This is a genomic window from Paenibacillus sp. FSL R10-2199, assembly GCF_038000235.1.
GTDB classification, from domain to species: Bacteria; Bacillota; Bacilli; order Paenibacillales; family Paenibacillaceae; genus Paenibacillus_AQ; species Paenibacillus_AQ phytohabitans.
The window spans coordinates 5,619,469-5,638,933 of record NZ_JBBOBO010000001.1 but is presented as its reverse complement, the minus strand read 5'-3'; the positions used below and the strand labels follow the sequence as shown (position 1 = coordinate 5,638,933).

Genomic DNA, 19,465 nt, shown 5'->3' with positions numbered 1-19,465 from the left:
TTCATTCCTTCCCGTTTTTTGCAGATTTCTTGTATTTAACTTATGTATATCATAAATTGTCTCTGTCCCTGAAACAATATAAAGGAAAAATGGTTGACAAAGTCCGGTAATAATAGGTATAATAAATTTTGTTTGTTTGGAGTGATAACTATGAACATTCACTTTCGCAAATTAGCGAATGCCGACGAGCCCCTGGTCCTCCACGATGTTGTGGATGTCAGTGAGGTTGTCAAAGGGCGCAAGGATATTCTTGCTGTTGCACCACTCTCAGTAGACCTTAAAGCGCTGCCCGCGGGAACCGATAGTGTGAACGTGGTGGGAACACTGAGTGGAGAAGTGGACATGTTATGTTCACGTTGTCTCACGGAGGTTAACAGTAAGCTGAACATTCCTTTCGCTGAGACTTTCAAGTGGCTTAAACAGCCAATTCTTCCGGAAGATGAAGGTGAGGAACTCATTTACATCAAGGATGAGATTGTGGATCTTATCCCCTATGTGGAAGAAAATTTCGTACTGCACTTACCGGATTCGGTATTGTGCAAGGCAGACTGTCTTGGTCTTTGTCAGAAATGCGGACAGAACTTGAACGAAGGCACCTGCAGTTGCGACAACACAGTGATCGATCCAAGACTCGCTGGGTTGAAAGGATTCTTTACCAAGCAAGATAACTAAGAACAAATCCCGGGTTATAACGGGTCAAAACCAAAATCAGGAGGTTGATTAACATGGCAGTACCACAACGCAGAACGTCCAAGACACGCCGTGACAAGCGTCGTACTCACTTTAAACTGGTAGTTCCAGGTATGGTGAAATGTGAACAATGCGGAGAGCTGAAACTGGCTCACCACGTATGCAAAGTTTGCGGAACCTACAAAGCAAGAGAGATCATCAAACAATAGTTTGCAAATTTGCATATAAGAGTAGCACTTCATCTGCCGGTGAAGTGCTATTTTTTTGGGGATATATGAATTTATATGCTTTACATGATAGTTTCCTTCAGATTCTTGCACCGTTTCCCCAAGCCCGCCGCGGGTTTGCGCGGGTTTTCAAGTCAAAGCTTTATTTTTGCGGCGTCATGCTTTATACTACATATTAGTACCTGGTTCTAATTGTTAATTAAGAACAGAGAGTTATAACTACAAGCGGCCACTCTTGCGGCCGGATGCTTTTCATTAGAGGCATGTGCCAGGAGGTGAGTCGCCATCGAACGGTTGTCCAAGAAAGAACGGCAGCAGCAGCTGCTCTCAATCATTGAAGGTAATCCTTTTGTAACGGACCGGGAATTGACCCGCCAGCTGAAGGTGAGCATTCAGACGATCCGGCTGGACCGGATGGAGCTGGGGATTCCCGAGCTGCGTGAACGGATGAAGCAAATGGCAGAGCACTCCTATGATCAGGTCCGCTCGCTGCCTGTCGACGAAGTGGTTGGTGATATAGTCGATTTGCAGCTGGACCGGAGCGGGATTTCTATTTTTGAGATCCGTGAAGAGCATGTCTTCTCCAGAAACGGGATTGCCCGCGGCCACTATGTCTTCGGCCAGGCGAATTCGCTGGCAGTTGCTGTTATCAATGATGAAATTGCCCTGACAGCTTCAGCCGATATCCGGTTCGTGCGCATGGTCCGGCTGGGTGAGAAATGTATCGCCAAAGCGCAGGTACGCTCGCTTGCGGGCCGGAACGGCAAAGCTGAGGTGGACGTGTTTACATATGTTGGAGAAGAACTGGTATTTCAAGGCCATTTTGTAGTGTACCGTTCTGCAATTGAAGAGTACAGCGAAGGGGGAAACCGGAGTGCTGATCGCCATTGATGCCATGGGCGGGGATAATGCTCCTGAGTGTAATGTAGAAGGGGCCCTGGCTGCAGCTGCGGAGTGGAGTGATACGCAGATCGTGCTGGTCGGTGATGAAGCCAGACTTGCGCCGCTGCTGAAGAACAAGCCGTCTAATGTGACGGTGCGTCATGCGGGAGATGTGATCGGTTCCGATGAGGAGCCGGTGAAGGCGGTCCGCCGTAAAAAGGATTCGTCCATGGTAGTCGCCGGACGGATGGTGCGCGAAGGTGAAGCCGATGCCATGATCTCGTCAGGCAATACCGGAGCACTTATGACTACGGGGCTGCTGGTTGTGGGAAGAATGCAGGGTATAGAACGTCCTGCCCTGGTGGCGATGATACCGACGCTGGATGATGTCGGCGTATTAGCCCTGGACCTTGGTGCCAATATGGATGCCAAGCCGCAGCATCTGGCCCAATATGCCCTGATGGGCAGCATATACCGCAATAAGGTCCATGGCATTGCGAAGCCCCGGGTAGGCCTGCTGAACGTAGGGACTGAGCCGGGCAAGGGGAATGAGCTGACCAAAGAAGCTTATCCGCTGCTTGAAGCTTTGACAGGAATTCATTTTGTTGGCAATGTGGAGGCGCGGGATGTGCTCACCGGAGCCTGCGATGTGCTGGTCTGTGACGGGTTTGCCGGCAATATCCTTCTGAAGACGCTGGAAGGAACGGCAGGGGCCATGTTCGCTCTGCTCAAAGAGCAATTCAGCAAGTCGCTTAAGACTAAGCTGGGCGCAGCCATACTGATGCCGGAGCTTAGAAGTCTTAAGGGCAAAATGGATTATAAGGAGCACGGCGGAGCGCCGCTGCTCGGTCTTAGCGGTCTCGTAGTGAAGGGGCATGGTTCCTCCGACGGCAACGCGGTGAAGAATGCGGTAAGGCAGGCCCGGATTGCGCTGCAGGCGGATCTGGTAGCCAGTATATCCAGAGAAATTAGCGGGAAGTGAGTGACGATATGAAACAATTACGTCCGGTAGGAATCATTGGTACAGGTAAATATGTACCCGAAAGAATATTGACCAACAGCGATCTGGAGAAGATCGTCGACACAAACGATGAATGGATTGTCAGCCGTACAGGTATCCGGGAACGGCATATTGCCGCTCCGGAGCAAGCCACCTCCGATCTTGCTTATGAAGCAGCGCTGAAGGCACTGGAATCCGCCGGCATGAAGGCGGAAGAGCTTGATCTTATTATTGTGGCCACAGTTACACCGGACAGCACTTTCCCATCCACAGCCTGTATTCTTCAGGACAAGCTGGGCGCTAAGGGGGCTGCGGCCTTTGACCTGTCGGCAGCCTGCTCCGGGTTTGTCTACAGTCTGGCTACGGCAACCGGCTTTATCCAGAACGGCATGTATAACAATGCGCTTGTTATCGGTGCGGACACATTGTCGCGCATCACGGATTATACAGACCGCAACACCTGTGTACTGTTCGGTGATGGTGCCGGCGCAGTTATCGTAGGTGAAGTTCCGGAAGGCCGCGGCTTCCAGTCCTTCGATCTTGGCGCTGAAGGTTCCGGCGGCAGCCTGCTCAAGATGGAAGCAGGCGGTTCACGTATGCCGGCTTCCCAGCAGACGGTAGAAGACAAGAAGCATTTTATCTATATGAACGGCCGTGAAGTATTTAAGTTCGCAGTGCGCGTGATGGGTACGGCTACGGAACGTGTGCTTACCAAAGCGGGATTGACCAAGGAGAATATCGACTTGTTCGTGCCTCACCAGGCCAACATCCGGATTATTCAATCGGCGATGCAGCGTCTGGATCTGCCGCCTGAGAAATGTGTCATCAACGTTGATAAATATGCGAATACTTCAGCGGCATCCATTCCGCTGGCACTTGTGGAAGCAGCAGAGGAAGGCCGGATGAAGGAAGGCGACACTGTGCTTATGGTCGGCTTCGGCGGCGGACTCACCTGGGGAGCTTCCGTACTGATCTGGTAAAGAACAGGGCATTACTAACAGAACGAAGCGGTTCTACCCGGGCATAAGGCGGGAGGAGCCGCTGTTAACGGGAAGGGAGCTTTTAGCATCATGGGTAAAATCGCATTTGTCTTTCCCGGTCAGGGTGCACAGGCAGTTGGTATGGGTAAGGATGTATATGAAGCCCTGCCGCAGAGCCGTGCAGTATTTGAAAAGGGTGACGAAGTACTTGGATTTCCGCTAAGCAAGCTTATATTTGAAGGGCCTGAGAGCGAGCTTAAGCAGACTGTCAATACACAGCCGGCATTAGTTACAGCCAGTGTGGCTTATCTGGAAGCTCTGCAGCATTTAGGGGTAACGCCTGATTATGTAGCAGGTCACAGTCTTGGTGAATACAGCGCTCTTGTAGCCGCCGGGGTCCTCTCTTATGAGGATGCAGTGCGGCTGGTACGTCTGCGCGGACAATTCATGGAAGAAGCTGTACCAGGAGGACAAGGGGCTATGGCTGCTACACTTGGCGCAGACCGTGCAGCCCTCACGGAACTTTGCCGCAGTATTTCAGAGGCTGGCAATTCCGTTGAGCTGGCTAACGTCAACTGCCCGGGACAGATCGTGGTTTCCGGCACCGTGGCTGGCGTGAATGAAGTGGTGCAGCGCGTTAAGGAAGCAGGCGGCAAACGGGCAATTCCGCTGGAGGTCAGCGGCCCGTTCCACTCCTCATTAATGAAGGAAGCCGCTGAACAGCTGGCTGCAGAGCTGCAGAAAGTAACCTTTAATGCTCCTCTTATACCGGTAATCGTCAATGTCACAGCTGCCCCGGTTACGGATCCGGAAGAGATTCGTAATCTGCTGGTAGCGCAGGTATTCTCTCCTGTACTCTGGCAGGACAGCGTGGAATGGCTCATTGCAGACGGCGTGGACACTTTTGTAGAGATCGGCTCCGGCAGCGTGCTGGCAGGCCTGATCCGCAAAATTGACAAGAATGTTAAGCTCGTGAATATCAACAGTCTCGAGAACGCTCAGACTGGCTGGTAATCCGCTTGGCATGAGAATAGCGGCATGATTATTGAAGGGGGACAACTGGAAATGTTTGCAGCACTCAAAGGTCAGACCGCCCTTGTTACCGGCGGTTCCCGGGGGATTGGCCGCGCAATTGCACTGGCACTGGCGGAGCAGGGCGTGAAGGTTGCCGTGAACTACTCGGGCAGCCTTCAGGCGGCAGAGGAAACTGTAGCCCGGATTCAGGAGCTGGGCTCGGAAGGAATTGCTCTGCAAGGGAATGTCGGTAACAGCGAACAGGCGGAGAACCTCGTGAAAGAGGTTATTAACACTTGGGGAAAAATCGATATTCTTGTGAATAATGCCGGCATTACCCGGGATAATCTGATTATGCGCATGAAAGAGGAAGAATTCGACCAGGTCATCGAGACGAATCTGAAGGGTGTGTTCAATTGCCTGAAGGCAGCGACACGTCCGATGATGAAGCAGCGTTACGGCCGGATCATCAATATTTCCTCTGTCGTGGGTGTGACGGGTAATCCCGGTCAGGTGAACTATACGGCTGCCAAAGCTGGGGTTATCGGGATGACGAAATCCGCGGCACGCGAGCTGGCTTCACGGGGAATTACCGTGAACTGCATTGCGCCGGGGTTCATCGATACCGATATGACCCGTGAGCTGTCCGATGAAGTCCGCAGTGAGCTGGTTAAGGGGATTCCCCTTGCTAAGCTTGGGCGGGCGGAGGACATTGCTAATACGGCGGTATTCCTGGCCTCGGAAGGGGCAGCCTACATGACAGGCCAGACACTTCATGTGGATGGCGGAATGTACATGTAAGGTAACGCCAGCGTTAGATCATTACGGGGGAAGAGAGCAGAGGCGGCCAGAAAGCGTTTTTTGTGCTCTATGGTATTTTGACTTCATATCTCGTATAATACCAAAAGAGGAGGTGAACCGGATGTCCGATGTATTGGAGCGTGTAAAACGCATTGTCATCGACCGCTTAGGTGCCGATGAAGCTGAGGTAACATTAGAAGCGTCTTTCAAAGATGATTTAGGTGCTGATTCTCTTGATGTAGTAGAATTGGTTATGGAATTGGAAGATGAATTCGATATGGAAATCTCTGATGAAGATGCAGAGAGTATTACGACCGTGGGTGAAGTTGTGAAGTACATACAATCTCATACCTAGAGTCATATGATTGAGGGTCCCGTTCCTGCCAGGGCGGGACTTCTCCTCATTTTAAGGTAATTTAAGGGCAGCAGCAAAGGGTGCATGAGCATCTTTATGGGGAAAATAACAGAACCGCAGATTGGTTAATTTTGCGGCGACTGCAGTTTATATAGACTTCTGGCCGGAATACATTTACATGTTGTAGAAGTATATACAGCCTACAGATGGGGTGAACGCGTTTGAGTCAAAGAGTGGTTGTTACAGGTATGGGAGTGATGACATCGCTGGGCAAGGATCTGGAAACGTTCTGGGACAGTCTGATGAGCGGTACATCCGGAGTATCTCTTGTTGAGGCTTTTGATGTCAGTGAATATACTACGCGAATCGCAGCTTCGGTCAAGGATTTCAATGCTGAGGAACGTTTCGGCCGTAAGGAAGCCCGCAAGATGGACCGTTTCGTGCAATTTGCGGTTGCTGCCGGCGAAGAAGCCCTGAAGGACAGCGGACTGAAGATTGGTGAAGATATCGATGCTGAGCGTATCGGTGTTTCTGTCGGCTCCGGTATCGGCGGTCTGGGTACTTGGGAAGACAATCACAATCTGCTGCTGGAAAAAGGCCCGAAACGGGTCAGCCCGTTCTTCATTCCAATGATGATTGCCAACATGGGCTCCGGCCAGCTGTCGATCAATCTCGGTGCCAAAGGGCCGAATACAACAACGGTAACCGCTTGCGCCACAGGTAGCCATTCCATTGGTGAATCCTTCCGCCTGATCCAGCGCGGTGATGCGGATGCGATGATCTGCGGCGGTGCAGAAGCAACCATCCGACCTACAGGTATGGCAGGCTTTTGTGCAATGAGAGCCATGTCCACCCGCAATGACGAGCCGCAGAAGGCAAGCCGCCCGTTCGATGTTGACCGTGACGGTTTTGTTATGGGTGAAGGCGCAGGAATCCTGATTCTCGAATCTCTGGAACATGCAGAGAAACGCGGAGCCAAGATTTACGCCGAAGTGATTGGTTATGGCCTGAGTGCCGATGCCCATCATATGACGGAGCCTGATCCTGACGGTGCAGCACGCTGCATGAAGATGGCGATCCGCGATGCCGGAATTAATCCGGAGGATATCGATTACATCAATGCGCATGGTACATCTACACCGGTAGGCGACAAGTCGGAAACCGCGGCTGTGAAGAAAGCTCTGGGTGAGCACGCGTACAAGGTAGCAATCAGTTCCACCAAATCAATGACAGGCCACTTGCTTGGCGCTGCCGGCGGCGTGGAAGCGATTATCTGCGGTCTTTCGCTGCAGAAGGGCATGATTGCTCCTACGATTAATTTGGACAACCCTGATCCGGATTGTGATCTGGATTATGTTCCGAATGTGCCCCGCAAAGCGGATCTAAATATCGCGATGTCGAATTCATTCGGATTCGGAGGCCATAACGCGACTGTTATACTCAAAAAATATAATAAGTAGGGGGACAGTGCAGTGAAAGGAGACCTGAAGCAGTTACAAAGCCAACTTCAAATCCAATTTCACGATCCTGTACTTCTGAAGCAGGCTTTTACCCATGCATCTTATGTGAACGAACACCGTTTCAATCAGCATCAGGACAACGAGCGCCTGGAATTTCTGGGTGACGCTGTGCTGGAGCTTACGGTGTCCGAATACTTGTACAATCTGCTCCCGGACAGGCCTGAAGGGGAACTGACCAAGCTGCGTGCCGCTATTGTATGCGAGCCGTCGCTGGTCCGGTTTGCCGAGACGCTCGGTTTCGGACGGTTTGTGCTGCTGGGTAAAGGGGAAGAACTTACGGGCGGGCGTACCCGCCCGGCTCTGCTGGCCGATGTGTTTGAAGCCTTCGTGGGAGCGCTTTATCTCGATCAGGGACTGGAAACGGCCCGGAAGTTTCTGGATAATCACGTTTTCCCGCTGGTCGAAACCGATGGTAAGCTGCAAATGCAGATGAGCGATTTCAAAACAGAGCTTCAGGAACTGATACAGCATCATGGCATGGGTACGCTGGAATATCGGATTATTGAAGAACGCGGACCGGCGCACGAGCGCGAATTCGTATCTGAAGTGTTCATGGCCAGCCGATCGCTGGGCAGCGGCAGCGGCCGTTCCAAGAAGGAAGCGGAACAGCAGGCAGCGGCAGCGGCGTTATTGCGTCTGAAGGAAGACGGTGCCTGAGGTAGACTTGAACAGCAAAGCTGAGCAAGCGGAGTAGAGCAGCAATGGTCTGAATGCCGGCGTTTAGGCGGAAGTCAGACTTTTGCTGCTCTTTTTCGAGATATCAGAAATTAAATGTTTTGGGGTCCCCGCAAAGTACTTGAGTAAACATCGAAGCGAGTGCACCACTTTGTGGGGGTGTTTAGGCAAGGAAACGCTATGGTATAATGGGTTAGAGGTGATAGGCGAGTTATGTTTCTGAAACGGATTGAATTAGCGGGCTTCAAATCATTTGCCGACAAAACGGAAATGGAATTTGTGCGCGGAATTACGGCCGTAGTCGGCCCGAACGGAAGCGGCAAAAGTAATATTTCTGACGGCATACGCTGGGTGCTTGGCGAGCAGAGTGCCAAATCACTGCGCGGCGGTAAAATGGAGGATATTATCTTTGCCGGAAGTGACGCCCGCAAAGCGGTCAATTACGGCGAGGTCTCCCTTACGCTGGATAATGAGGATCATGTACTGCCGCTGGATTTCAGCGAGGTTACGGTTACCCGCCGTGTGCACCGCAGCGGAGAAAGTGAATATTTAATCAATAAGCAAGCCTGCCGGCTGAAGGATATCACAGAGCTGTTTATGGATACCGGGATCGGCCGCGAGGCTTATTCGATTATTGGACAAGGCCGGATTGAAGAGATACTCAGTACCCGTTCTGAAGACCGGAGGGGGATATTTGAAGAAGCTTCGGGGATTGTTAAATATAAATCACGCAAAAAAGACGCCGGGCGCAAATTGGACGAGACCGAGCAGAATTTGCTGCGGATTCATGACCTGATCAGTGAGCTTGAGGATCAGGTGGGGCCGCTGAAGGATCAGTCTGAGAAGGCTATCCGTTACAAGGAACTGCGTGAGCAGCTGAAGCATCTCGAGATCTCGGTGTATGTGCATCAGATTGAAGGCATACATACGGCCTGGCAGGAAGGCAATACACGGCTTGAGCTGCTGAAGAATGAACAACTTGAGCTGTCAACGGTAGTCTCCGCCCATGACGCCAAGCTGGAGAGCGGCCGAGCCGAGCTGCGGAGCCTGGAGCAGGAAGTGGAGAAGCTGCAGGAGCAGCTGCTGCACTACAGCGAAGCGAACGAGAAGAGCGAAGGCTACGGAGAGCTCCTCAAGGAACGCCGCCGCAACCTGGAGAACAACCGCGAACAGCTGATGCAGACCCTGGGTTCTGTAGGGGAGCGTTCGGAGGGACGGCAGCGTGAGCTGGCGGAGCTTGAGCATAAGCTGAAGCAGTCCCGGCAGGCGCTGGAGGAACTGCGTCTGCAGCTGGCTGATGAAGAATCCCGGCTGCAGGGTGTTGCCGGGGGCATCAGCCAGAGCAAGGAAGAGAAGCTGAAGAGTGCGCTGCTCGAGCTGATGAACCTGATGGCTCAGGCGCGCAATGAAATCCGCTATGCGGATCAGCAGAAGGAGAGCCTGGAGAAGCGGATGAGCCGCAGCCAGGAAGAGAGCGGCAAATGGACAGCCCGGCTGGAGGAGCTGACCTCTGCCCAGAGCGGGCTTAAGGATAAGATTGCCGGACTCGGCAAGGAAATCGGCCTTTTGCGCGGTGCGTACATTACGGAGAGCGAGCAGACCGGTAAGCGGCAGAAGCTGCTGGAGGAAACGCAAAGCGGCCTGCGTAAATGGGAGCAGAAACGCGAAGCCCAGGTCTCCCGGCATGAGACGATGAAGGAAATGCAGGATGATTTTGACGGATTCATGCTTGGGGTTAAGGAAGTGCTGAAAGGTGCCCGCAAAGGACAGTTAACCGGTGTACACGGCGCGGTTGCTGAACTAATCTCCGTTCCAGAGAAGCTCGAAATGGCTATCGAGACGGCCATGGGCGCTTCACTGCAGCATGTTGTTATGGAGAACGAAGCCGTGTCCCGGCAAGCGATTGCTTTCCTGAAGCAGCGCCAGCTGGGACGGGCGACCTTTCTGCCGCTGGATGTAATCCGGCCCCGGCAGATTACCGGCAGTGACCGCAGTATGGTGGAAGGTGCCGAGGGGTTTGTCGGGATCGGTTCTGAGCTGGTTGGTTTCGAAGAGAAGTATTCTAGCATTGTAGGGAGTTTACTGGGGAATGTGGTTATCGCTGAGAGCCTGGAGCAGGCGAACCGCATTGCGGCCAAATGCCAATACCGGTACAGAGTCGTAACGCTTGAAGGAGATGTTGTCAATGCCGGCGGTTCGATGACCGGGGGCAGCCAGCATAAGAAGAACAATAGTCTGCTCAGCCGCAAACGGCAGCTGGACCAATTGTTCGGCGAGATTGAAGAGAGCGAGCAGCAGATCGCCAAGCTGAAGCAGGGAATCCTCCGTCTGCGCGCCGAGCAGGACAAAGCGGCACAGAAGCTGGAAGAGCTGCGGCATGACGGTGACGAGAAACGTCTGGAAGAGCAGCGGGTATCCGGTGATCTGAAGCAGCTGGAGCAGGAGCTTCGCCACGTCAAGGAGCAGGTAGAGGGTGCTGGCGCAGAGCGCAGCGGATTCGAGAATGAGGTCCGCGGCTTCGAAGAGACCCGCAAGCAGGCGGAGGCGGAGCTTGCCCGGCTGGAGAAGGAAGAGAAGGAAGCCCACGAGGCTATCCGGAATGCCGAATCTGACCGTAAGGCAAATGAAACCGCCAAGGAAGAGCTGCAGGGTAAGCTGACAGGCATGAAGGTTACGGAAGGGAAGCTGGACCAGGAGATTTTCTCCCTGGAGGAACAGCTGCGGCGTATGAGACAGGATGCCGGCTCGCAGGAGAAAGAGCTGCGGCAGAGCCGCAGCCTGCTGATGACCATTGAGCAGGATCTCGAAGAGAATACACGCGAAGCTGTGAAGCAGAAGGAAGATGTGAACAGCCTACGGCTAAAGAAGGAAGATACCTCAGCGAAGCTCGACCTGGCCCGTGCCGACCGTACCGCGATCTCTCGCAAGCTGGAGCTGGCCGAAGGAGAGACCAAAGACCAGCGGCAGGCGCTTAAAGGGGTTGAAGACAAGCTCCGTTCAACGGAGGTTGCCGTCGGGCGGCTGGATGTGGAGCTGGATAATATACTGCGCAAGCTGAGCGATGATTATGAACTAAGCTATGAGCTGGCTAAGCAGCGTTATCCGGTTCCCGAGGATGTGCCTGCAGCGCAGATGGAAGTACAGCGTCTGAAGCGCAGCATCTCCGGACTGGGTGAGGTGAACCTGGGCGCCATTGAAGAGTATCAGCGGGTGCATGAACGCTATACCTTCCTCAGCGGACAGAAAGATGATCTGGTCGAAGCCAAAACTACGCTGTATCATGTCATTCATGAGATGGAAGAGGAAATGTCCAAACGCTTCAAGCAGACCTTTGATGCTATCCGCCGTGAATTCGGCACGGTATTCTCAAAGCTGTTCGGGGGTGGACGGGCAGACCTGATGCTGCTTGATCCGGAGCATATGCTGGATACGGGGATTGATATTGTTGCTCAGCCTCCGGGCAAAAAACTGCAGAACCTGCAGCTTCTGTCCGGCGGGGAACGCGCATTGACCGCTATGGCGCTGCTGTTCGCGATCCTTCAGGTTAAGCCGGTGCCGTTCTGCGTACTGGATGAAGTGGAAGCGGCGCTGGATGAAGCCAATGTCGTGCGCTTCGCCCAATATCTGCGCGAGTTCTCGGAGCAGACACAGTTTATCGTAGTCACCCACCGCAAAGGAACGATGGAGGAAGCCGATGTTCTCTATGGCGTGACCATGGAAGAAGGCGGCGTATCCAAGCTCGTATCGGTGCGGCTGGAGGATGAAGAGGCGGAAATTGCCTAATAGGCAGATGCTTACGAAGCGGGTTTTAATGCGGAGTAATTCTAAGCAGTATCGCTTCATAAAACTTAAGCTTAGGCTTACGAAGTTATTTTTGTACGAAGCGAAATCTATGGAGTTGATCCTTACAAAAATCTAGGAGGAACACTATGAGCTTTTTTAAGAAACTGAAAGAAAGCATCTCCGGCAAAACGGAAAGCGTAACGAAACAATTCCGCGACGGCCTGGAGAAGACCCGCAAGGGCTTCGTTGAGAAGGTCTCTGATCTGATCATCCGCCGCAAAAAGATAGATGAAGAATTCTATGAAGAGCTGGAAGAGATTCTGATCGGTGCCGATGTCGGCGTTAATACAGTAATGAATCTGGTGGAAGAGCTGCGCATCGAAGTGAAGCAGAAGCGGATCGAGGATGCTGCAGAGCTGCAGCCGATTCTCTCCCGCAAGCTGATGGAGCTGCTGCGCGGCGATGACGATAACAGTCTGAACGAGAACCCGGATGGCATTACAGTCATTCTGTTCGTAGGCGTGAACGGGGTCGGTAAGACTACAACGATCGGCAAGCTGGCGCACCGTTATAAGCAGGAAGGCAAGAAGGTGCTGCTGGCGGCAGGCGATACTTTCCGTGCGGGAGCAATTGAACAGCTTGAGGTCTGGGGCCAGCGTGCCGGCGTGGATGTGATCAAGCAGCAGGCAGGTTCTGACCCGGCAGCTGTTATGTTCGATGCGGTACAGGCTGCCAAGCAGCGTAACGTAGACGTACTGATCTGTGATACCGCAGGCAGACTGCAGAACAAGAGCAATCTGATGGAAGAGCTGAACAAAATCTTCCGGGTCATTCAGCGCGAAATACCGAGTGCCCCGCATGAGGTACTAATGGTGCTGGATGCAACGACCGGCCAGAATGCACTGAGTCAGGCCAAGCTGTTCGGAGAGAAGAGCGGCGTGACCGGGCTGGTGCTGACCAAGCTGGACGGCACCGCGAAGGGCGGGATTGTAGTAGCCATCCGCCAGGAGATGAATCTGCCGGTGAAGCTGGTGGGTCTGGGCGAGAAGATGGAAGACCTCCAGCCGTTTGATTCCGACCAGTTCGTGCATGCCCTGTTCGCAGGCATGATCTCCGAAGAGGAAGAGACCGAAGGACAAGCGTAATATCCGGGTCTCAACTGCTACTGCATCAATATGAACGTAATCTATAAGGCCTCCAGGGAGCGAAAATGCCCTGGGGGCTTTTTTGTGTGGGAAAGCAAGGGGAAGCTGCAGCCAGTATGGGGAGCGGCCTGAGAGGAGCTTATTTCCTGAAACAACCGCTTTTTGATAGTGAAGCGGACTGAGATTCCGTTATCCTGTTCATTTGAGCTGACAATGAGGCGTTAGAAGTCATATAAGGGATTCTCAGTCCGAATGCTCCGCAAATCGCCGGAATTTGCAAGAATAGCTGAATTTCAGTCCGCATCTAGGTGATGGGCATGAAGCAGCCCACTCACTTCTTTAAGGCATGAAGTGATCGAACCCACTTTTTTAAGGCAGGAAGCAGCCCGCCCACATTTAAATAGAAGGAACGGCTGTTGTTTTACCAAAAACACTATAAAATAACATCATATGAAAATTTCATAATAGTACTGCTTGTCAGCGCTCCTGCATACAATTTGATGTATGATTCCCATTAGCACGCCTCCAAAGCATCTTTAAGAGAAAGGAAGCGATTCCATTCATGCGGGATGGTTCATAAACTCCATTTTGCTGTTATATATATTGACATGAACATTATCATTTACGTATTATGAAGTTAGTATTTAATATTTTCATGAAAAAATCCTAAAAATTAAGCTAATTTGTCAACAAACTTTACACACCACACTGATCCGAGAGGAGTCGGGCTCATGTCCAAACTAGATCCTTTGCCCGGTGTAGCTCCGTATCCATTGCAGCATTTTTACGACGAAATGTATGCCGATGAACGGAGTATCCGGCCTCATTACAAGCATGTGAACCGCATGTTTTCCGGGATGAGCCCCGAAGAGCTGCAAGGCAAGCAGAAGCTGATGCAGCGTCGGATGATGGAAGAAGGCATTACTTTTACACTCTACAACCCGGCACAGGATCAACCGATGGAGCGGACAATTCCCTTCGACATGATTCCACGGATCATTCCTAAGGCAGAATGGGAGCGGCTTGAAGCTGGCATTGTGCAGCGGATTACAGCACTTAACCTGTTCATTCATGATATTTACCATGAGCAATATATCGTGAAGGACGGGATTGTACCCCGGCGGATGATTATATCCAACTGCTATTTCCGGCCGGAAATGACTGGACTTCGGGTCCCTGGCGGTGCGTACGTTACTACCTCGGGGATCGACCTGATCCGCCATCATGACGGTGAGTATTATGTGCTTGAAGATAACTTGCGTACGCCTTCCGGATTCTCCTATTTATTCAAAGGCAGATCCCTTATGAACCAGCTCTTTCCCGAATTATCGTTCGCCAGCTCTATCCGCGATGTGGATCACAGCCTGAACCGGTTCCTGTCGGTACTTCGCAGCCTTTCCCCTTCGCGCACCAAAGATCCGGTGATCGCTTTGCTGACCCCTGGCGAGTATAACTCCGCGTATTACGAGCATGCTTTTCTCGCTCAGCAAATGGGGATCCACCTGGTAGAAGGACGGGATCTGGTAGCCCAGGACCACAAGATCTACCTGAAAGAAATGAATGGCCTTCGCCGCGTGGATGTACTGTACCGCCGTTTAGATGATGATTTCATCGATCCTTTGGCTTTTCAGCCCAGCTCACTGCTTGGGGTTGCCGGCTTAATGAATGCCTACCGTGCCGGGAATATCGCAATTGCCAATGCACCAGGAACCGGCGTCGCAGATGACAAGGCCATGTATGTGTATGTGCCGGATATGATCCGTTATTATCTCAATGAAGAACCGATTCTGGGCAATGTTCCAACGTACCTGTTATCCCGGCCGCAGGAGCGGCAGTACGTGCTGGATAATCTGTCCGAAATGGTGGTGAAGGAGACTTCGCTCTCCGGCGGATACGGCATGCTGATCGGAAGCGAGGCAACCAAGCAGGATCTGGTGGATTTCCGGCTCAAGATTCTGGCGGAACCGGAGCGGTATATCGCCCAGCCCATAATGTCGCTGTCCCGTGCACCGGTATTGTCGGGAGCGTCCATGGCGCCGCGCCATATTGATCTTAGAGCATTCGTGCTGATGGGGGCTGACCGCAAGCCCCATGTGATTCCCGGCGGTCTTACCCGGGTGGCGATGCGCGAAGGCTCGCTGGTCGTGAACTCATCACAAGGCGGCGGAGTGAAGGACACTTGGGTAATGGCCTAACGTGATATGGATTCACCAATAATGCAGCATCAATATGTAAGGTGAAGGGGTGGCTACGATGCTGAATCGCAATGCGGAGGCTTTATTCTGGATTGGCCGGTATATAGAACGGGCTGAGAATCATGCAAGGCTGATCGATGTGCATTATCATATTCAACAGGAAGAGGATTTCCAGGCGGAGGGCCATAAGTGGTCGAGACTGATTGATGCGCTTGGTGTCCGGAATGAATATCTGCAGCAATTCGAGAGCTTCGCCGAGCAGGATGTGCTGTCCTTCATCACACTGGATCTCGGTAATACGAATTCATTATTCTCCTGCGTGCATCAGGCCAGGAACAATCTGCGCACCCTGCGCCAGCATTTGCCTAGTGAGCTGTGGGATATAGCCAACAGCTTCAATCTATGGCTTGGTGAGCAGTCGGTAGCGGATATTATGAGCAGCCCCCACCAGTTCTATCAGCAGATCAAAGAACGCGCCGCCATGTTCCTCGGAGCAGAACAATCGGTGATGCTTCGCGGCAACGAATGGCATTTCATTGAAAGCGGCCGGTTCCTGGAACGGGCGGAGAATACAACGCGTATTCTTCAGGCAGTAACGGTATCCTGCAAATCGAAGGATATCAATTCAATCTATACGCAATTGCAAGCGGTGCTGAAATCGGTGAGCGGATATCAGTCATTCCGCCGTTATTACGCGGATGATATGTCGCCGGAATGCATTTTGGAATTCCTGATTGTGAATCCGCATTTCCCGCGTTCCATAAGATTCTCCTTCCATAAGCTGGAGGAGCATCTGGCTAAGCTGGAGCTGGATAGCTCCGAGAAGGGCTCGGGGCATGAGAAGGTCATCCGCCAGGCGGGGAAGATCAAAGCCGAGCTTGACTATATGGAGAAGGAAGAAATGTCCGGTGACTTAGTCGAGGATGTTCTGCAGGCTCTGATGTTATCCTGCCAGAAGCTCGGCAAAACGATGGAGGGTGCATTTTTTCGCCGTGAAGGAGTCTCGGTATGAAGATCCAAATCAATCACACGACAACCTACACTTATTCGGAGCCGGTGACGGACAGTGTCAATGAGGTCAGGCTGACGCCGCGCACCAACTACCGCCAATCCTGTTACCATCATGAGGTGGAGGTGCATCCGCCGGCCAATCTGTTGACCTATGAAGATTTCTTCGGCAACCGCGTCCATGCCTATTCAGTGAACAAGCCTCATACGGAGATGGTGATTCATACCAAAGCGACGGTGGTGACGCTCGATAAAGCCCAGGGTGCGGACCTGCCGCATATCCCGCTGGAGGAACAGGTAAAGCTGCTTAATGACGAGAAGTTCCAGAATCGCTATGTGGAGTTTATTCTGCCGACAAGGTATACCGAGGTGACGCCTGAGCTGGTGGAGTTTGCATCACAGCATCCTTTTGAGGAAGCCGAGGATATGTATGAGTGGACCAAGAAGCTCTCCTCAACGATCTATGAACAGTTCACGTATGACCCTGAAGCGACCAGCGTAAACACAACAGTCAAAAAAGCGCTGAAGCTCAAACGCGGGGTCTGTCAGGATTATGCGCATCTGATGATTGCTGTCTGCCGCAGTGTAGGGCTGCCGTCGCGTTATGTGAGCGGGTATCATTTTGTCGGCGATCTGCAGGGGGGCAATGCCAATTTCGAACAGGCCTCGCATGCCTGGGTAGAGACCCATATTCCGGGAACGGGCTGGCTGGGCTTCGATCCGACTAATAATGTTGAAGTCAGCTGGCGGTATATCAAGCTTGGACATGGACGGGATTACAAGGATATTGTTCCGGTCAAAGGCGTCTACCGCGGGGTAGCGGGCACCCTTACTGTTAAAGTGGATGTCCGGCGGCTGGATAATTAAAGACAACAGGAGGGGCCTCACAATGGTGGGGTCCTTTCTTATTGTAATTGTGTGATTAACCTGTGCAAGTTGCACAAGTTTTGTGCAATTTTTTGCATAAAATGATTATAATCCAGGCTCAAATGGGTAATCTTGAAACAGAGCCATTCACATGAAGATGGACGATACGGAAGGAGAGTGTACATATGAGCCCAAATATAGCTAAAAAACAGCGTTTTCTCGGGAAAACAGCCATAATTACAGGTGCGGGCTCGGGGATCGGCAGAGCGGCTGCGATTCAGATGGCACGCGAAGGTGCGAATGTGGCTTTATTCGATCTGGTGAATGAACGTACCTCGATCCTGGAGCAGAAGCTGAACAAGCTGCGCAAAGACTGCGCATTAGCCATTGATGTGGATACTTCGGATGCCGTCCGGATGGAAGAAGCGGTGCACAGGACAGTGGAGCATTTCGGAGGGCTTGATATTGTCTTCGCGAATGCCGGCATTAACGGAGCGGTCGGTCCGATTGAGGAGCTGAGCCTGAGTGATTGGGAGAAAACCATATCAGTCAATCTGACCGGTACCTTCCTGACACTGAAATACAGCATTCCCCACCTGAAGGAGAAAGGCAAAGGCAGCATCATTATCACCAGCTCCATTAACGGCAACAGCAGGTTCGCCAGCTTCGGCTGGTCACCATACAGTACTACCAAGGCAGGCCAAGTGGCGTTTGCGAAGATGGCCGCACTGGAGCTGGCCAAGTTCAAAATCCGCGTGAATGTCATTTGCCCGGGAGCAATATCCACGAATATCGATGAAAGCACAGAGTTCAATGAGGATGTGGAATCGATTGTGATTCCGATTGAATTCCCCGAAGGTGCACAGCCGCTCGCAGACGGTCCGGGTAAACCTGAGAACGTGGCTGATCTGGTGGCTTTCCTGGCCTCGGATGAGTCGATCCATATTACCGGTGCACAGATTGTTATTGATGGAGCGGAGTCATTGTTATCTTGAGTAGCTTGTATTAATAGCTTGTATAAATAGGTTGTAAAAAATAACCTTGTCCGAAGATCCGCGTGATCTGGACAGGGTTGTTTTTTATGTGACTGCTTTATTATAATTGAATGGCCTAACCGCGATGATGATACTAAACGGAAAGAAACTGAGCGGGCTGATATAGCATTGAAGTCAGTTGTGCAGGTTGTTACACAGAAAGCAGGCGAATATATGAGATCATCCCAACCTATAACAGCAGGAGGCAAAATCCGTGCAATCATTACCGGTTCTACCGGTATGGTGGGTGAAGGCGTGCTGCATGAATGCCTTACGCATCCTCAGGTGGAACAGATACTGCTGATCAACCGCCGTCCCTCCGGCATTTCGCATCCCAAAGTAACCGAAATAATCCATGAGAATTTCTATGATCTCAGCAGCATCAGCGGCAAGCTTGCGGGCTATAATGCCTGTTACTTCTGTCTTGGGGTATCATCGGTCGGGTTGAAGGAAGAGGAATACCGCAGGCTGACCTATGATCTTACGATGCATGTGGCCCGGCAGCTGTCTGCCGTGAATCCGGAAATGGTCTTCTGCTATGTAACCGGATCGGGAACGGATAGTACAGAACAAGGGCGCAGTATGTGGGCCAGAGTGAAGGGCAAGACAGAGAATGATCTGCGCAAGCTGCCGTTCCGGGGAACCTACTTCTTTCGTCCGGGATTTATCCGGCCTACTCCGGGCTTGACCCGCACACATAAATATTATTATGCTATTGGATGGATGTACCCCGTGCTTCGCGCCTTATTTCCGGGGTATGCCGTAACTCTGCAGGAATTGGGACTGGCCATGATTCATATTGTGAGCCGGGGCCATGACCGTGATATTGTGGAGAACCGGGATATTGCTGCTATAGCCATACCGTAAGAGCCTGCATCACATCCTCCAGAAAAAGGTGATTCCATGAACGAAGAGGTTACAAATTTCATTGCTCAAATCAAAGCACCCTGGCAAGCGGAGATATGCTCTAAATTGCGTCAAGTGATTCAAGAAACTATCCCTGACGTGACGGAACGGATTCAGTATGGCAAACCGCATTTTCTCAAAAACGGGAAATATGCAGCTGTAATCTCCACCGCCAAAGGCTGGGTGAGCTTCTCCATATTCAATGCAGCAGCGCTGGAGGTACCTGAAGGCCAATTCGAAGCGGGAAGCGGGGACCGTCTGACAACCAAGCTGCCGGAGGGCAAGACTGTCGATTATGAACTGCTGTCCTCCTTGCTGAAACAAGCCTCGGATTCATTATAGAACGAATAATCAAATAACCACAGCCGGGATACAGAGACACT

General features: G+C 52.0%; 18 protein-coding genes. All 18 read left to right on the top strand.

Annotated elements, in window-relative coordinates:
• Positions 1–150 precede the first annotated feature (150 nt).
• The 18 genes from NYE33_RS24665 (at position 151) to NYE33_RS24580 (ending at position 19,424) form a co-directional block, all read left to right on the top strand.
• Positions 151–672, top strand: coding sequence for a YceD family protein (locus NYE33_RS24665; RefSeq protein WP_039307410.1), 522 nt, complete (start codon positions 151–153; stop codon positions 670–672).
• Positions 673–725: 53 nt separating this feature from the next.
• Entirely contained in the window at positions 726–899 is a 174-nt protein-coding gene (rpmF, locus tag NYE33_RS24660) for a 50S ribosomal protein L32 (protein ID WP_019911234.1), read from the top strand.
• Between the two features lie 312 nt (positions 900–1,211).
• Positions 1,212–1,808, top strand: coding sequence for a transcription factor FapR (fapR, locus tag NYE33_RS24655; protein ID WP_039307413.1), 597 nt, complete (start codon positions 1,212–1,214; stop codon positions 1,806–1,808).
• Complete coding sequence (plsX, locus tag NYE33_RS24650; RefSeq protein WP_042136916.1) at positions 1,792–2,781, top strand: phosphate acyltransferase PlsX; 990 nt, start codon at positions 1,792–1,794, stop codon at positions 2,779–2,781. The genes fapR and plsX overlap by 17 nt, the downstream gene beginning before the upstream one ends.
• Positions 2,782–2,789: 8 nt before the next feature.
• Positions 2,790–3,779 (top strand): beta-ketoacyl-ACP synthase III, encoded by a 990-nt coding sequence (locus tag NYE33_RS24645; RefSeq protein ID WP_341068008.1) that lies wholly within the window; start codon positions 2,790–2,792, stop codon positions 3,777–3,779.
• A gap of 90 nt (positions 3,780–3,869) precedes the next feature.
• Positions 3,870–4,793, top strand: coding sequence for an ACP S-malonyltransferase (fabD, locus tag NYE33_RS24640; protein ID WP_341068007.1), 924 nt, complete (start codon positions 3,870–3,872; stop codon positions 4,791–4,793).
• Positions 4,794–4,844: 51 nt separating this feature from the next.
• On the top strand, positions 4,845–5,594 hold the full coding sequence (gene fabG, locus NYE33_RS24635; protein ID WP_039307455.1) for a 3-oxoacyl-[acyl-carrier-protein] reductase: 750 nt from the start codon (positions 4,845–4,847) through the stop codon (positions 5,592–5,594).
• A 121-nt stretch (positions 5,595–5,715) separates the two neighbouring features.
• On the top strand, positions 5,716–5,949 hold the full coding sequence (locus tag NYE33_RS24630; RefSeq protein WP_039307421.1) for an acyl carrier protein: 234 nt from the start codon (positions 5,716–5,718) through the stop codon (positions 5,947–5,949).
• Positions 5,950–6,170: 221 nt separating this feature from the next.
• Complete coding sequence (gene fabF / locus NYE33_RS24625; protein ID WP_083442770.1) at positions 6,171–7,409, top strand: beta-ketoacyl-ACP synthase II; 1,239 nt, start codon at positions 6,171–6,173, stop codon at positions 7,407–7,409.
• A gap of 12 nt (positions 7,410–7,421) precedes the next feature.
• Entirely contained in the window at positions 7,422–8,126 is a 705-nt protein-coding gene (gene rnc / locus NYE33_RS24620) for a ribonuclease III (RefSeq protein ID WP_039307426.1), read from the top strand.
• Positions 8,127–8,357: 231 nt separating this feature from the next.
• Positions 8,358–11,927 carry a chromosome segregation protein SMC gene (smc, locus tag NYE33_RS24615; RefSeq protein WP_042136922.1) on the top strand — a complete coding sequence of 1,190 codons (3,570 nt, stop codon included), beginning with the start codon at positions 8,358–8,360 and terminating at the stop codon, positions 11,925–11,927.
• 146 nt (positions 11,928–12,073) lie between these two features.
• Positions 12,074–13,072, top strand: coding sequence for a signal recognition particle-docking protein FtsY (gene ftsY / locus NYE33_RS24610; RefSeq protein ID WP_042136924.1), 999 nt, complete (start codon positions 12,074–12,076; stop codon positions 13,070–13,072).
• A 731-nt stretch (positions 13,073–13,803) separates the two neighbouring features.
• Positions 13,804–15,267, top strand: a complete 1,464-nt coding sequence (locus tag NYE33_RS24605) for a circularly permuted type 2 ATP-grasp protein (protein ID WP_042136925.1) — start codon at positions 13,804–13,806, stop codon at positions 15,265–15,267.
• Positions 15,268–15,325: 58 nt separating this feature from the next.
• Positions 15,326–16,279, top strand: coding sequence for an alpha-E domain-containing protein (locus NYE33_RS24600; protein WP_076244892.1), 954 nt, complete (start codon positions 15,326–15,328; stop codon positions 16,277–16,279).
• Positions 16,276–17,142 (top strand): transglutaminase family protein, encoded by an 867-nt coding sequence (locus tag NYE33_RS24595; RefSeq protein WP_039307438.1) that lies wholly within the window; start codon positions 16,276–16,278, stop codon positions 17,140–17,142. Before NYE33_RS24600 ends, NYE33_RS24595 begins: the two co-directional genes overlap by 4 nt.
• A gap of 185 nt (positions 17,143–17,327) precedes the next feature.
• On the top strand, positions 17,328–18,137 hold the full coding sequence (locus NYE33_RS24590) for an SDR family oxidoreductase (RefSeq protein ID WP_341068005.1): 810 nt from the start codon (positions 17,328–17,330) through the stop codon (positions 18,135–18,137).
• 213 nt (positions 18,138–18,350) lie between these two features.
• Positions 18,351–19,043: an epimerase gene (locus NYE33_RS24585; RefSeq protein ID WP_341068003.1), complete on the top strand. Its 693-nt coding sequence runs from the start codon at positions 18,351–18,353 to the stop codon at positions 19,041–19,043.
• A 36-nt stretch (positions 19,044–19,079) separates the two neighbouring features.
• Positions 19,080–19,424 carry a DUF1801 domain-containing protein gene (locus NYE33_RS24580; protein WP_042136929.1) on the top strand — a complete coding sequence of 115 codons (345 nt, stop codon included), beginning with the start codon at positions 19,080–19,082 and terminating at the stop codon, positions 19,422–19,424.
• The last annotated feature ends 41 nt before the right edge of the window (positions 19,425–19,465 follow it).

Excerpts from the sequence above, each read along its gene's own strand:
- NYE33_RS24600 (WP_076244892.1), top strand. The coding sequence starts at position 15,326 with ATGCTGAATCGCAATGCGGAGGCTTTATTCTGGATTGGCCGGTATATA.
- NYE33_RS24665 (WP_039307410.1), top strand. The coding sequence starts at position 151 with ATGAACATTCACTTTCGCAAATTAGCGAATGCCGACGAGCCCCTGGTC.
- NYE33_RS24645 (WP_341068008.1), top strand. The coding sequence starts at position 2,790 with ATGAAACAATTACGTCCGGTAGGAATCATTGGTACAGGTAAATATGTA.
- fabG (WP_039307455.1), top strand. The coding sequence starts at position 4,845 with ATGTTTGCAGCACTCAAAGGTCAGACCGCCCTTGTTACCGGCGGTTCC.
- NYE33_RS24630 (WP_039307421.1), top strand. The coding sequence starts at position 5,716 with ATGTCCGATGTATTGGAGCGTGTAAAACGCATTGTCATCGACCGCTTA.
- NYE33_RS24605 (WP_042136925.1), top strand. The coding sequence starts at position 13,804 with ATGTCCAAACTAGATCCTTTGCCCGGTGTAGCTCCGTATCCATTGCAG.
- ftsY (WP_042136924.1), top strand. The coding sequence starts at position 12,074 with ATGAGCTTTTTTAAGAAACTGAAAGAAAGCATCTCCGGCAAAACGGAA.
- rpmF (WP_019911234.1), top strand. The coding sequence starts at position 726 with ATGGCAGTACCACAACGCAGAACGTCCAAGACACGCCGTGACAAGCGT.
- fabD (WP_341068007.1), top strand. The coding sequence starts at position 3,870 with ATGGGTAAAATCGCATTTGTCTTTCCCGGTCAGGGTGCACAGGCAGTT.
- NYE33_RS24590 (WP_341068005.1), top strand. The coding sequence starts at position 17,328 with ATGAGCCCAAATATAGCTAAAAAACAGCGTTTTCTCGGGAAAACAGCC.
- NYE33_RS24580 (WP_042136929.1), top strand. The coding sequence starts at position 19,080 with ATGAACGAAGAGGTTACAAATTTCATTGCTCAAATCAAAGCACCCTGG.
- NYE33_RS24585 (WP_341068003.1), top strand. The coding sequence starts at position 18,351 with ATGAGATCATCCCAACCTATAACAGCAGGAGGCAAAATCCGTGCAATC.
- NYE33_RS24595 (WP_039307438.1), top strand. The coding sequence starts at position 16,276 with ATGAAGATCCAAATCAATCACACGACAACCTACACTTATTCGGAGCCG.
- smc (WP_042136922.1), top strand. The coding sequence starts at position 8,358 with ATGTTTCTGAAACGGATTGAATTAGCGGGCTTCAAATCATTTGCCGAC.